This is a genomic window from Maribacter sp. Hel_I_7, from assembly GCF_000688315.1.
GTDB classification, from domain to species: Bacteria; Bacteroidota; Bacteroidia; order Flavobacteriales; family Flavobacteriaceae; genus Maribacter; species Maribacter stanieri.
On the sequence record NZ_JHZW01000002.1, the window covers coordinates 48,358 to 61,900 of the forward strand.

23 protein-coding genes are annotated in these 13,543 nt (G+C 38.0%); all 23 read right to left on the reverse strand.

The features are described from left to right. Positions 1–7: 7 nt before the first annotated feature. The 23 genes from P178_RS21305 to P178_RS23135 all read right to left on the reverse strand — a co-directional run bounded on the left by P178_RS21305 (position 8) and on the right by P178_RS23135 (position 13,391). Positions 8–889, reverse strand: coding sequence for a S49 family peptidase (locus P178_RS21305; RefSeq protein ID WP_051638144.1), 882 nt, complete (start codon positions 887–889; stop codon positions 8–10). A gap of 94 nt (positions 890–983) precedes the next feature. Beyond that, positions 984–1,553 (reverse strand): hypothetical protein, encoded by a 570-nt coding sequence (locus tag P178_RS0101700; protein WP_027064586.1) that lies wholly within the window; start codon positions 1,551–1,553, stop codon positions 984–986. 3 nt (positions 1,554–1,556) lie between these two features. Further along, positions 1,557–2,018, reverse strand: a complete 462-nt coding sequence (locus P178_RS0101705; RefSeq protein ID WP_155941564.1) for a hypothetical protein — start codon at positions 2,016–2,018, stop codon at positions 1,557–1,559. After that, a complete protein-coding gene (locus P178_RS23125) occupies positions 2,015–2,158 on the reverse strand; it encodes a hypothetical protein (protein WP_155941565.1) in 144 nt (47 codons plus the stop codon). Before P178_RS23125 ends, P178_RS0101705 begins: the two co-directional genes overlap by 4 nt. 1 nt (position 2,159) lies before the next feature. Beyond that, a complete protein-coding gene (locus tag P178_RS23615) occupies positions 2,160–2,282 on the reverse strand; it encodes a hypothetical protein (protein ID WP_262493274.1) in 123 nt (40 codons plus the stop codon). Then, positions 2,282–2,719: a hypothetical protein gene (locus P178_RS0101715; protein ID WP_027064588.1), complete on the reverse strand. Its 438-nt coding sequence runs from the start codon at positions 2,717–2,719 to the stop codon at positions 2,282–2,284. Before P178_RS0101715 ends, P178_RS23615 begins: the two co-directional genes overlap by 1 nt. A 17-nt stretch (positions 2,720–2,736) precedes the next feature. After that, the gene (locus P178_RS21310) at positions 2,737–4,452 is read right to left on the reverse strand and encodes a sialate O-acetylesterase (protein ID WP_036145555.1); all 1,716 of its coding nucleotides are present in this window, start codon (positions 4,450–4,452) and stop codon (positions 2,737–2,739) included. Positions 4,453–4,503: 51 nt separating this feature from the next. After that, positions 4,504–4,830 carry a hypothetical protein gene (locus P178_RS0101725; RefSeq protein WP_027064589.1) on the reverse strand — a complete coding sequence of 109 codons (327 nt, stop codon included), beginning with the start codon at positions 4,828–4,830 and terminating at the stop codon, positions 4,504–4,506. Positions 4,831–4,841: 11 nt separating this feature from the next. Next, positions 4,842–5,531, reverse strand: coding sequence for a hypothetical protein (locus P178_RS0101730; RefSeq protein ID WP_027064590.1), 690 nt, complete (start codon positions 5,529–5,531; stop codon positions 4,842–4,844). Positions 5,532–5,617: 86 nt separating this feature from the next. Further along, positions 5,618–5,974 (reverse strand): hypothetical protein, encoded by a 357-nt coding sequence (locus P178_RS0101735; RefSeq protein ID WP_027064591.1) that lies wholly within the window; start codon positions 5,972–5,974, stop codon positions 5,618–5,620. Between the two features lie 91 nt (positions 5,975–6,065). After that, positions 6,066–6,959 (reverse strand): heparin lyase I family protein, encoded by an 894-nt coding sequence (locus P178_RS0101740; RefSeq protein ID WP_027064592.1) that lies wholly within the window; start codon positions 6,957–6,959, stop codon positions 6,066–6,068. Then, positions 6,960–8,792, reverse strand: a complete 1,833-nt coding sequence (locus P178_RS0101745; protein WP_027064593.1) for a hypothetical protein — start codon at positions 8,790–8,792, stop codon at positions 6,960–6,962. Then, positions 8,792–9,025, reverse strand: a complete 234-nt coding sequence (locus tag P178_RS0101750; RefSeq protein WP_027064594.1) for a hypothetical protein — start codon at positions 9,023–9,025, stop codon at positions 8,792–8,794. Before P178_RS0101750 ends, P178_RS0101745 begins: the two co-directional genes overlap by 1 nt. Further along, positions 9,022–9,396: a hypothetical protein gene (locus P178_RS0101755; RefSeq protein ID WP_027064595.1), complete on the reverse strand. Its 375-nt coding sequence runs from the start codon at positions 9,394–9,396 to the stop codon at positions 9,022–9,024. The genes P178_RS0101750 and P178_RS0101755 overlap by 4 nt, the downstream gene beginning before the upstream one ends. Position 9,397: 1 nt before the next feature. Further along, a complete protein-coding gene (locus P178_RS23130) occupies positions 9,398–9,604 on the reverse strand; it encodes a hypothetical protein (protein WP_155941567.1) in 207 nt (68 codons plus the stop codon). 1,012 nt (positions 9,605–10,616) lie between these two features. After that, positions 10,617–10,889: a hypothetical protein gene (locus tag P178_RS0101765; RefSeq protein WP_027064537.1), complete on the reverse strand. Its 273-nt coding sequence runs from the start codon at positions 10,887–10,889 to the stop codon at positions 10,617–10,619. 70 nt (positions 10,890–10,959) lie between these two features. Then, positions 10,960–11,199 (reverse strand): hypothetical protein, encoded by a 240-nt coding sequence (locus P178_RS0101770; RefSeq protein ID WP_027064538.1) that lies wholly within the window; start codon positions 11,197–11,199, stop codon positions 10,960–10,962. A 175-nt stretch (positions 11,200–11,374) separates the two neighbouring features. Then, positions 11,375–11,713 carry a DUF2528 family protein gene (locus P178_RS0101780; protein ID WP_027064597.1) on the reverse strand — a complete coding sequence of 113 codons (339 nt, stop codon included), beginning with the start codon at positions 11,711–11,713 and terminating at the stop codon, positions 11,375–11,377. Between the two features lie 34 nt (positions 11,714–11,747). After that, the gene (locus tag P178_RS0101785) at positions 11,748–12,251 is read right to left on the reverse strand and encodes a hypothetical protein (protein ID WP_027064598.1); all 504 of its coding nucleotides are present in this window, start codon (positions 12,249–12,251) and stop codon (positions 11,748–11,750) included. Next, entirely contained in the window at positions 12,235–12,753 is a 519-nt protein-coding gene (locus P178_RS0101790; protein ID WP_027064599.1) for a hypothetical protein, read from the reverse strand. Before P178_RS0101790 ends, P178_RS0101785 begins: the two co-directional genes overlap by 17 nt. After that, the gene (locus P178_RS0101795) at positions 12,750–12,956 is read right to left on the reverse strand and encodes a hypothetical protein (protein WP_027064541.1); all 207 of its coding nucleotides are present in this window, start codon (positions 12,954–12,956) and stop codon (positions 12,750–12,752) included. The genes P178_RS0101790 and P178_RS0101795 overlap by 4 nt, the downstream gene beginning before the upstream one ends. A gap of 58 nt (positions 12,957–13,014) precedes the next feature. After that, positions 13,015–13,209, reverse strand: a complete 195-nt coding sequence (locus P178_RS0101800; protein ID WP_027064542.1) for a hypothetical protein — start codon at positions 13,207–13,209, stop codon at positions 13,015–13,017. A 20-nt stretch (positions 13,210–13,229) separates the two neighbouring features. After that, the gene (locus P178_RS23135) at positions 13,230–13,391 is read right to left on the reverse strand and encodes a hypothetical protein (RefSeq protein ID WP_155941556.1); all 162 of its coding nucleotides are present in this window, start codon (positions 13,389–13,391) and stop codon (positions 13,230–13,232) included. Positions 13,392–13,543 lie beyond the last annotated feature (152 nt).

The window sequence follows — 13,543 nt, forward strand, 5'->3', positions numbered from 1 at the left end:
TAAGGGTTTAAATAATTCTCTTTAATTCTGTTCGTAATTGTATTTTATCGATCATACCGATCGCTTCTTTTATACTACCAATGCCGTCTATCATTCCCAAGCCTAAAGAGGTATCGGCATCATAAGTTTTACCATTGAGCACCCCCGGTTCTTCTTTAAGGTTAGGTCTACCGGCACGCACACCAGCTTGAAATTTTTGAGCAAGTGGAGATAGCTGCTCTGTCTTTATCATATCATATTTACCCTCTAGCGCCAAACGAAAAGCTTCGTTTTTGTTCGCACTTTCATCTGGATAAATTTCATGGAACACGATCCCCTGTTCTTTATAGTAAGGCTTCACATCTTGAAACGATGCTACTACGCCAACGCTACCAAAACGGGCGCTTACATCATTATCTGCCATTAAGTAATCGCAGACCGCACACGCCGTCCAATAGTGTAAGCTCATACAGGCATCTGCCAAACCGATAACGGGCTTGGTCTTCGTTTTCGCAAATTGCAAAAACGGACCTATAGCACTCACCGCGCCCCCTGGTCCATCGATATTTAAAATACTTCCTTTAATATTGGGGTTGTTCTCTGCCATTTGCAGCGCCCCAACAATTTCATCTGCACCATAAGTACACCAATCGCCATATTTAATGACCGCCCCCATCATATCTACCACGGCAACGGAACCTTCTGGGATATCCATATCTCCGTCATCATTGGCACGCACACGGTTACCGTTTGGGTCCATGATCTTTACCAGGGCAGTAGTACTGTTTTCAAATTCCACATTCTGCCCGCTGACGATTTTATGCACCGTTTCACCAAACCCCAATAGGTAGCTTGGTTCCAATAACCAAACCCCTCTAATAACTTCCGATAATAGACGATTTACTTTCACAACGTAAAAATGGGAAGAACTGAGCGTTAAGCGTGTAACACCAAAATCACGTCATTGCGAGCGAAGCGCGGCAATCTGTTTGTTAGGGACACGCTTAGTAATTGGTAACCCTATTACTCTTCTTATGCTGAAACCTGGTCAGTTTATTTTCCTTACTGGTTTCACGGTAATAGAGAATACGCAACGCCTCGGTATCGAAACCAAGTTCTAGCAGGTCGTACTCATCCATAAAATCGTTGATGACCTCTTTTACGCCAATATTGGTAAACTGCTTGCTACCGTTAACATAGAAGATGAATGCAGTACGGAAAATGTCTTCAAAGAAACTATTGATATAGGTGTTGTCAGATTCTGTAAACCTCAAAATTTCATGCACATCTTTACGACTTTTAAAAAGTGAGCTCTCGAACTTTTTACCGCCCTGCACCATGCGAATACTGAACTGTATTCTATAATCGTACAAATGAGTACTGTCTTCGTACTTAGCATGAATAAGGTTGATAATACGGCAAATGCTACTGGTACGGTTCAACTTTATGGCCTTGGTCTGCAGACGTGGCATCATCACCACCTCCTCGGCTTTAAATTCATTGAAAAGAAATGGTACCAGGTGATCTCGCAACCTGAAGGGAACTAACTGTATTTCTTTTCCTTTATACGTCAAACGCTATTTTTTAGAACGGTTAATTAATAAGTACAAGCTAAAACATACCACTACCACCAAACCGCCCCACAAATACGGATTCGGTTTTTTCGTCTCCACTTCAACAGCTTTCTTTTTGGATTTTAATTTGCTTTCAATCTTTTCTGCTTTAGCAGAAACAGACCGGTCAGTGCCCGTAGCCGAACTGTCTTTTTTTGAACTGTCAAATATTATTTTACTGTTGGTGAACTTGGTCGTGTTACCGGCACTGTCCGTAAAGGTGCTTTCCTTTGTTGGATCCACCGGTTCTAGCGTGGTCATGTTATACGCCTTGGTGTACCGTACATTCGAGGTAATGTCATTTTTAGTTTCAACACGAGTTTCTTTTTTTTCCTCCAGTTCAAGTTTTTCTAAATCCATCGCACGTTTACGGGTACCACAGCTCGTGCAGATGATAAAAACTAAAAACAGGATCCCGATTCTCATACAATGTCTATTAATATATACGTTGGAAACGCTTTATAAAAAGCAGATTCAACCTCTTTTATATTCGCACCTCTCATGTTCATTAAGCCTGGTCTGTAATCATCTTCTGATACCTTATATGTAATACAGTAATTATACATTTTAACATGGTATATTCCTTAACAAATGTTCCTCACAGATAAAATCACCTGGTCGTATTTCGTAAGCTCCTTTAGTACCACAGATACCGCAATATTTTTGATGATAGAATAGAATGTCGTTCATTAAGCTTCTCTTTTTATGTGTGTTTGCCTTACCCATTTACTGTTGTAGACATAAGCATCATTCTGAGCGTTTTTATAATCTCCATGGATAAAACCATTATAGATTGCTAAACGTGTGTACCTAGTAACAGCAATTAAGGCTTCAAGTAATATTCCTTGATTTTCTTTAAAGTTATCGCAAGTAATATCACAAGCACCCAAAAAATTATAGGTATGTTCTGAATAACCGCTACGACCTTTTGATTTTTCCCACTCAACACTTCTGTAGCTACTTTTAAGTGATACATAAATTTTAATATCACATTTGTACTTTTCTTTTATCCATTGCTCCACAAGTTTTAGTGGTGCCATATGAGCAACATAAGCAACGGTCTCCACTTTAGAAGGAAGACCATCGCCTTTAATGTCATAGCTGTTTATATTATGTATGCTGTTCATTATTTAGGTAAATTATTCTAGTACCCGTAAAATTTAACTTCTGCTACGTCTAAATCCGCAACCTCCCCATACATTCTAATATATCTATAAGGTGTTGTATCTGTGATTATTAATTTTGTATATTCTCCACTTACTGGATCTGTACCAGTCGATGGCCCTATATCTACAAACCCATCTGTAGTACTTGTATTACTCCCTTGTGGTGTAAGATTATGTGATCTATCACCAAAGCTAGTCCTGGGATATATATATACTTTTGTAATTACTTTTTCGTTACCAACACCTAAATCAAGCCCTATATATTTATTAATAGACCCTCCTGAACCTTCTGAACTAAAAAATGTAGATGTATTGTTATCAAAAGCCTTTTCATCAGAATAAACATCATTAGAACCTTCTAGATAATATGGAGAACTAAAAGAAGTACCTGTTAATTCAGTACCTAACTGATCTATATTCACCCCTATAGCTTCCGCTACCTCAAGTGCTATAGTGTTTATTCCAGAAGCATTATAATGTACATTATCCGCTTGAGTAGTGGCTGCATCCGTATCTATTAGAACATTATATGGCTGTGCAGCTACAGTTTCCTGAATCGCTCGTATAGTATTTCTTTGTAATTCTGTATATAAAGTCTGGTTATTGCTCATCCTACAAATAAGGAAAGGCATTTGAGGGTAATTGTAATAAGCTCGTTTTGCTGCAATAAAAGCTTCTAAATTAGCTTGGTAAGTATCTAAATTATCTTGTTGTATATCTTCCTCTCCTTGAATCCAAACATAATAAGCAGGGGCTAATTGACTAGGCATTAATGCTACCGCTGCATCATGATGACCATTACTATCTAAATATAAATCATCTACAGAATTAATATTCCAATCCGCAGCAGCTACAGTTTCAAGCCCTGTTGATCCCTCGGATGTTTTTATGAAGTAAAAATCTTCTCCAAATGTATCTACCAATACTTCTGCCAGCCTTAACTCTATACCGAAATTACCAAATGTATTAGTACCGTTCCATCCTTTACTATTCGTATAGCTTAAAGTTTCTAGTGTCATAGATTCATAACTACCGTCTTTACCACCTATAGCCATATAAGCCCCAGTTATAGGTATAGAAAGTTCTCCAGGCAATCCAGAACTAGGAGCAAATCCGAATGCATTACTTTGACCGCCTATTTCTATTAGATTAGGGTTGTAAGCCAATTCAACTACTACGTCTGGCTCATCAACTCCAGCACTTGTTACCCAATTAGTTCCATTATACCATATCGGATAACCTAATGTTGAATCAAAAAAACTTTCCCCCGTAGAAGCATTTTCTGGTCTTTCTGTACTTGCACCAGAACCAGGGGAAGACACCACATCCCCATCACTCTCACCCAAACTATCTTCTGCCCATTGCTCCAACTCGTTGTAATTGGAGAAGGTACTGCCGTAGGTGTTGAACAAGGGGTCTTTTGGGGAGAGCTTTATTTTACCCAGCTTAAAACCTTCTTTACTGACCATGTACTCTTGCGTAGGTACCACAACAAAGGCAACACGGTTACCGCTTAGACGTTCCCAGGTCATATCTTGTGCCGGGTTTTGTTGGTCGGGACCGAAATAGGTACGTATTCTAAAATTCTTGGCATCGCCAATGACTCCGATTTCTATAACGGCATCTTTACTCAGCTCTTGTGCGGTCGCCAAACAACCGAACATTAATACCAGGGCAACTACTATCTTTTTCATTTTAATCTACTTTTGTTACTGGGCAGGGAGTCGAACCCCACCCAGTTAGTTTTATACTTCACTTGTTACCGATCGGTACAGTTGGTTTAAGAATACCGAACCAAGTCCTGTTAAGAACATGACAATAAAATTGCCGTCGCTCGCCAACGTACCTAAGTAGGCAGATGCCGTGGCTATCAAAGGCACCACAATCAACGTGGTCGTGCCGGTAACGAACGGGGCTATCTTTTTTACGAGCCACGTTACGCCCAATGTAATAAGTGGCATAAGCCATGTTAATACCGATGTGGCATTATCGAATTCAATGCTTTCTTCTTGCGCCAATAACGCCATAGGTGCCAATAGCACCACTACTAATAATTTTAAACTGTTTTTCATGATACTTCTATTTAATTAATAATTATCGTGTCTTGCACCGCATTTGCACTATCGGTTACAATCTCTATGACTTCCATTTTCCCTTGAGCATCAATAACCTTTACCAACAACTCTAAAGGAGCACTAAAACCGAACATTCTGTTCTTATAATATTTGCTACGCCATTTATGGCTATACAATAGCGTTTTACTGCTGTCTGGCCACATCCACGGTTCTACGTCATCTTCAGGTTCTCCGCTGCTTAATACCTTACGGTCCATCGCCTCAAAAACCACAGCCACTTCATAGGGCACTAGATCAAAATTGGTTTTACCTAAACTCTTCACTCTGTCGAGTCCGAATACTTCCTCGTACTTTTCGTTCATGCCCGTAATGCGAATACTATCGCCACGTTGAGTTTTCTCGTACCAGGCAATATCGAGCTCATCCATCTCAATGTTTCTACCGATATTGGCGGTGACCAAAAAAGCATTGGTAACCGCTAGTTGTTCGCTCTTGGTACGCCACTTATCGCGCTTACCGGTCATTACCCACAACTGTACGGTAGTCGTAGCCAATGGCACCAGAACCAACCAACCTTTATTCTTTTTTATGAACGTATGTAGCCTGGTCTTTATAAACCGGCGCTCTTTTGATCGCAACCACCACCTGTATTTGATCCACAGTCTAAGCAGTAGTTTTTTGGGGGAATTCTCAGGCATGCGCTTATTATGCTTTATCGGCATGATCAGAGAGCAATATTACTATTGCCACCAACACACTAACTATTGTTGTAACCAATATCATCTTAATTCAATTTTTGCAATAACCGTATCAATTTCGCTACAATAAAACCACCACCGAGTCCGCTAATAGCAGCCAAAAAATGATCAATAGGTGTTTGAATATCAACAGGAATACTAACGAAGTAATCAGCAAAAGGTAGTCCAACCTCTACTATAAATGATAGTACTAGATAACCGCTTAAAATCTGATATAAATAGTTTTTCCAAGTACCTTTAAAGTAATTATCTACACCGTATAAATTCTTTTGAGTTATACCCGTACCTATAGCCATTATAGTTACAAGTATACCACCAGTACATACCCATATCATAGACCAGTCTAATTCCTGATACCAAAACTTTTCGACAATTTCTCCCATAATTATTTACTATTTCTATATTGATACCATAACTTACCCAACACTATAAAAGCTATATACACTATTACGAATGTTAGATAATTGGTCATTTTTAATTGTTCCTTTTCTTGTTCAGCATCAATTGTTGCTCTATAGGTTTAAATTCTAAAGGTGCAGGTGTTGGAACGGTAATATCACCGTCAATTGATAGCCCCAAAGGACTCACATCTTCATATTCCCCACCACTACCTTTCCATACTTTAAATGTATCATAGTGCGCTTCGCCTGTTGAATTACTAGGGCCGTAGTATAACCCTAACTTTACATATCCCGCAGGGTCTTTTTGGCTTCCGTCATGAGCCTTGTTATAAGTAGTAGTACCTACATGATTTAAAACTACATCACCATTACACCATATTCTTACAAAACCGTTATCAGGATCTAATTTAAAGTTGATAACAATATCATACCACTCACCAAGCTCATAAGGGTATTCATAAACTATACTTCCGCTTATTGCTCCACTAGGAAACGTTGTATTTTTTGCGCTTGCATTTGTATTCCACAAAAAACCAAATTTGTTTCCAGATAAATTTCTTAATGTATATGGATTAGTACCGCTTGTGTTCGTGTAATTATGAGTGTGTGGTCTGAATTGAGTAAGTATAGCATAACCACTAACAGGTTCTACAACTCTAATAGAGTAACCTATCCAATATTCTGTGTACCAATCATAAAAACCATTTGCAGCATTTGGGGCGTCATTATACTGTCTTGTAATCTCTGATCTAATACCCCCTAAATCATTTGTCAACCTAACATAACCTATGCCCTGTCTTGCTGTTCCATCTGTAATAATACCACTATCAAAAGTACCTATATCATTACGCCAATCGGTAGAACCGTTACTACCTAATTCACTAGAGCTATCAAACGGACTATCTAGTATAATAGAGCCTTGTGCAGCTATTAAAAAAGGAAATAATAAGAATAATATGTATTTCATTTACAACGCTTTTAAACTAATTTTAATCTGCATTATATCACCTATACTACCAGTGGTATTATTAGGGTATGCGTCAAGTTGAAAACCTGTAGCTGTACTTTCAAATACATGAGATAACAGAACCCATTCGCTAGAATTAAGATTTAACCATTGAAAACCATCAGCTCCAACATTTAATTTGATTCTTCCATCATTACCTTGAATCATTCTGTAATAAACATCAACCCTGTAATCTGTACTGTTCAAAATAGTTACACTTGGTCTTGCACGACCACCACTAGCATTACTTTCTATTTGATATACGTAGCTCCAATCATCAAAACCAGTAACCACCACACTAGATGTAGTTGCGTTAATTGTAGTTATTTCACTTGGTGAGGTAGCTGCATTGGTTTCATTAGGTGGAAAAGCTGCTGCACCTATATTCCATAATTCTGGATTACTGTTGTTTTGATTTGTATAAGGGAAATTTGAACCATTTGAAGCTAAACCACTTGTTTCGATCCAAAAGGTAGTAGCATCTAATTTAATAACGTTTGCAGTTTCATAAGGACTTAGTTCTATTTGTGAATCAACATCTAAAGCTGTTTTAAACCCATCTTCATTAAGGGCATAACCTGAAAAGTCATAACCACTTTCTGGTTTTAAAGTAACAGCACCGTTACCGCTATTGTTAAAATCTGCCCATGTATTTAATTGTGTGACAGCAGAACCAAAAGTCAACTCACCTACATCCGCTTTGTAATTATTTACCTTTTTTCCACTAGATATAAAGTTTGAATTATTTATTGTTATATCACCTGTTGTAAGGTTGTTTCTTACTGATTGTATTGAACTTGCTGAACCTGCTATTTCATCAATAGCATCTTGTACGTCCGTTGCTGTTAATCCGCTTGTTGTTGGGTCGTAGGTTACTTCGGATGCGTCATTATTACTAATAGCTGTATCAACATAGAGTTTAGTCGCTAAATGCAAGTCATGCTCTATAATTCCATCATGAGCAATAAAAGCTCTGTTAATAGATGAACCAGCAGAACTATTCCTAAATGCTAAATCACCTGAATAAGTACTAGCTGTTTGCTCTGTAATATCCCATGTTCCAGTATCAGAATTTTTATCTGACAAATTTAATATTCCGACATTCAATACATCTTCCCCACCGGCATCATTACCTTCTGTTAATACTTCCGGTAATGTTTGATCGTCTGTGCCACCGCCTGAACCTAATGCATCTACATAACCCTTAGTAGCTGCGTCCGTATCGTTTACAGGTGCAGCTAAGTTTTTAATAGCATTGTTCTGCATATCCAAAGGATCATCAACATCTATCTCTGTTGATAATGCATGCAAGTTTCCTGTATAGATATAGCTAGAGAAAATTTGAGAAAATGAAGCTCCTGAACTACCTAAGTCTATTGAGCCACTACTTTGAGGTAAAAGATCACCTGTAAGCCTGCGGCTGCCATCTTTTAATAAGTCGTCGTTATTATCAATATCCAAATCGGAGTACAAAGCAGACAACCAAGAGGCCGCCCTGGCATCGGTATGATATTGTGTATGGTCATCATCGGTTAAACCAGATAATGCACCATGGTCGGTAACTCCACCGCCAACAACATCCATCAAATCCACAAACTCGGTACCGTTATAATACCAAAGCGATTTAGTTGTACTATTACCTACCAACAACCCCTCACGCGGATTACCGATACCGTTCAACACCGTCGATGTTTTTGTATCGAGTAGCAGTCCATCTGCAGGACCAATGACATCTACCTGGGCAATACCGAATGCCGATACCAATAGGGCTATTACTATACTTAACTTTTTCATTACAACGTTTTTTTAAATGGTATTAAATTGCCTTCCTCATCGCTGAAGACGGTCTCGTTCTCTTTATTGATAATAGTAACATTGCTCTCCCCTTTTTTGATCACGGGCACATGCTCGTCATCTGCCAGAACCGGTATCTCTGCCTTATACTTTTTTTGAAGCTTCAAAATCAAATTGCCAAGCCATATAAGCGCCACGATCATAAATGCTATTAGTACCCCTATTGCTATCATGTTAATCGTATTTTACCGTTCGTTTTAAAGAAGACATCTTTATCTTCTAGATCCGCAACGCCCGTAAAAGCATTGTTCATGAGTATACCCTCTATCCATTCTTCTTTAGTAGCATCATCTACCCAGGCCTCAATTTTATCGTTCTGCTGAAATGCAGCAATATCCGTATTGCCGTTACCTTTACGTATATGCCATACCTTACCGTTGCTATCGGCTAAATACATACTACGCCCGTGCAGCTCTATAAGCGCCAACCGCATTTCATTGAAGTCCGTCGCCAACCATTTGCTTTTCAACGGTACATTGGCAAGCTCCAGCAAACGTGCCGGCGAATCTTCTTTCTCGATTATGGTCAATGGAAATACACTCATGCTAATAGGGTTCTAAAAATGATACGGGAAACTCATACACGAAACCATAGGCATTCGTATTCTCAAAAAAACCGATGGGAAAAATACTGGTGGACCTGAATTCAACCTCTGTCGTTTTCTCGTTGCTGGAGACCGTTACTTTCGGACTCGCATTCTGAAAAAAGTCGTTTCTACCGATGATGACCGTTTGATCATTACTGAACTTCATACTCAAAAACTTCACTTTACGAAGCTCTTCTAACCGAAGACTACGCTGCTCATCGTTACTGGGGAACTTTATAGTAACTCGCTGGGCATATAGAATTCCGTTTTTTGTTTCTGAAGTCGTTTCTTGAAATCGGGCGCTGCCGTTACTATAGTAGACGGATTTAAAGTTACCCTGACTGATGTTGGTATTATAGAACGGCTGATTGTCTAGCGTGCCGGACGCAAATTCATTACCCGAAACATCCAGTTGGATTCCGCATATATGAGGATTCGATAAAACACGTTCTGTAATCAGCATATCTGTCTACTAAGATATTGCAAAATAGACAAATAAGCATATAATATGGTGTAACATGAAGCGAAAAAGTAGACTTTTTCGAATATTGTTGAACCATTATCCGGCAATCGCCCAAAATTAGACTTAAAATTTACCAAACGTTAAACAAAATGAAAATCATCTCGCTCTGGTCGAACAGTTTTTCTAGTAGATTTCTGTAGTCTCTGTTAAAGTGCTTTTTTTTTGTAACTCTGTAACTTTGTAACCTTTTTGTATAAGTTGTTGATTAACAACTATTTAAATGGAGATTTTTGAAGAGTGGTTTTTGTAACCGAGGCATATTCAAGTTTGTAGAAACTGTAACCTTTAGTAAAGGTTACAGTTTTTTTGTAACCAAGTTACAATTTTAATAAACCTTTTGTATCCGTTCAGCCCAATGACTACAAGCTTTTTCGTAAGTGGTTACAAAGTTACAATTATTTTCTACTAGAGCTAAGAGGGGGTTTGGGGGAGATACTGACACAATGGCGTGTGTGCCGTTTTGTCGCATTTGTTTAATGTTGTAACAATTATACGGAAGTATCTTAGTCTACTGCACCAGGCGTTCGCTACCGGGCATAAAAAAACCTCCAGTATTAGAGGTTCTATTTGAAAAGAAACGATGCGATAACAGTTGCTATAACCAAAAGCTCGTGCCTCGCTACTGGTCATAGCTTGGTGTTGTAAAACATATTGCTTAGTTCTTTGATATTTCTTGTTCGTCGTAATCCATCCCCATAAATTCAAAAGCAACTAAGTCAGTATCAATATAATTTTGTGTGTAATTATTTTCAAGTATGTATTTGTGGTGTTCAGATAAGACTAAGGATAAGTCTACTTTGTCGCAAGACGATTTTACATTACTATGTAAAATTAATTTCTTGGCATGGTACGCTTCTGCAAAGGCAAATATTTCTTTGCGTGTGTCAATATCTAAATCTGATTTTTGATAAAACTCTTGTGCTTTCATTATTGTTTAATTTTAAGTTAATATTTACTAAGGCTTGTTATTGCTATTGAAACTAATCTTACATTTTACGTTATCCATCATTTGAGCTTGCTACATTCTGAACTCTATATACTTTACATGGGTACGTAGCTTTTTTCTCAGCAGCGGAGAAATCAGTACCACATTCAAAAACATCTCCGTTTTTGTCTAGCCAAATCCATTGTTCGCCACCTCTAATTTTATCTGGTAGTATACCAGGCACTCTGCTAATCCATTGTAATTTGCTACTGAGTTCAAAAAGAAACTCCGCATTCACCATTATTTTTTCCATTGCTGATTGTTTACTATTAATTGATCATTGCATTTACTTTTATCATGCAGCGCCTTGCAGTTCCAGCAGACGAGGGCACCGGTGACGGCATCTCTAAAACCATTGAACAATACATCGTTCTTTGGTTTGGATGCTGTACCGCAATAGCTGCACGTTTTTATATTACTGAAGAGATTCATTTCATTTCATCCATTTCAATCTCACTAAAATCAATCCCTTCAACACTGATTAGTTTAATTCCATAACTTCCATCTAACTCAGGAAATCCTTCCGCATCTTCAAAATCAGACAACACACCTCTTAAATTATGAACATTAGTGGTCGCAAAACACATTGCTGTTCTACAATACAACCTACCCAGTTCATCATAAATGTTTTTTTCCAAGTCCCAATCCCAAGAGAAGAATTCTAATAACATTTTCGCATCACCTTCAGATAATTTCTCAATATCAATTTCTAAATGGGCAGAAGCATCTCCCCAGTTATATTCGTACTTATATGTTTTAATTTTCATTTTCTAATTTATTTTTTTTACGGTCAACCAACAACTAATAACGAACATCTGACCAATGAATAATCCTTCCTTTAAAATCTGTATTGAACCAAGTAAAGAATGCCTCTACGGTGGGGAAGCCATCGTTGAGCGCTAGTTCTGTAACGTCTGTGATCCATGCGCCATCTATAAACACCAATGGTCTTTCCAATTTACATTTGTCCTGGTCTATCCATTGTATCTCCAGCTCCTGGATCGCGGTCACTTTTTTAACCGGTGCAAAACGCATCATACTTATTTTGCGAACATCTATATAAAAGTGAATATCCAATCCCACTTTCCAACGGTGAGCTTTGTCTTCGCGAATGGTATGCGGTTTACCGAACTCTAATTTTTTATACATAGGCATATCAAACCTATTACAAAATAAAGCCTGTTGAAATCCGGTATCTATAGGCTCATCACCTAGACCTTTCCATAATTTCTCTACAAAATACGTTGGCTCACCTGCCAACGCTCCCATTTTCTTGGGCCACTTTGTGCTAATACCTAAGATCATAATTAGTTAATTTGTTAAACCTTTTCAAAAACATAGCCTTCGCTTTTTCTGGAGACCAATAACACATTAAATCTTTTTTCATAACAAAAGCATTCCATTCCGAACTTAATAATAGTGCATCGGCATCTTTAATGTACATACTATACGGATATTTAATACCAAATTTTTTAGCAATTACTACAGATAGATTATGTTCCAGCTCCTTATAGCAAGGCATTAATTTTTTAAAAGGACTAGGCATATCACCTAAGTAAGCCTCGCTTGCATCATGAAGTAGACCTGCTAATTCATCATTCGTTCCGGCTAAACAATCAGAAACATAGAATGAATGTTGCGCTACGCTATAAAAACCTTCTAAATGTCCACCAAACCTAGGTGTATATGCTAGTGCATGAGCAATATCTTCGATACAGATAGAATCTGGATCCAGTTTTCTAATATCAAAGCATTTTCCCGTATAAGTTCTAATACTATTCTCTGTATATTCTTGATCTAATATCATACCGTTTCTTTTTTAGGGGTTTCTATTAATCCGTAGAAAGTATTGTTGCCGCATTTGGGACATACCTGTTCTTTACTATTGATCACACCTTCGGTTCTACGCCATTTACGCTCATCTGGCAAACCTTGCCATTTACAAACTCTTCTGGTACACTCGTACGCCACGGCGGTATCTCCGCTTCTAGTATATTTTCTTTTCGCCATAATTGATTATTGATTATTGTTAATTTATTACTGCCAACTGTTACTGCCAACCGCCTACTTATTTCGGAACCCCGTACCCTTTTTGCTTTCCCTTAAAATTAAAAATCGGATAAGGATAACTTCTTGCTTGAGCGGCATAAGCCTCTGCAGGTAGTTGCTTTCTAAAAAATTTGGTTAATCCTTCTTCAATTCTTTTGGTTACATCTACCCTTGTACCCGTGTAAAAACCGTAATCTTCCTCTTTTTTTGCCATAATTATTTACTGTTTATTGATTATAAATTATTGTTCATTGGTTTTAATTTTGCTGTTTTGGTATCCAATGTTTGACCCATCTCGTTAGCCAACACTTCAAGCTCTTCCCAGGCTTGATAATATCCTTTTAATTGCGCGTGAATGTACTTGGCCGATCGTTCTATATCTGATGCTCTAGCCATATCAACAATCCAATTTTTTGTTAGACAATATTTTATCGCAATGTCTACAGCGTATCTGCATAGCTTCACAGGTTACCGATGATGGTAACATTTCATAATACCAGTCTGTATGCCGGCACCCTAATTGATTAAGCCACCTAAGCAGTTTCCAA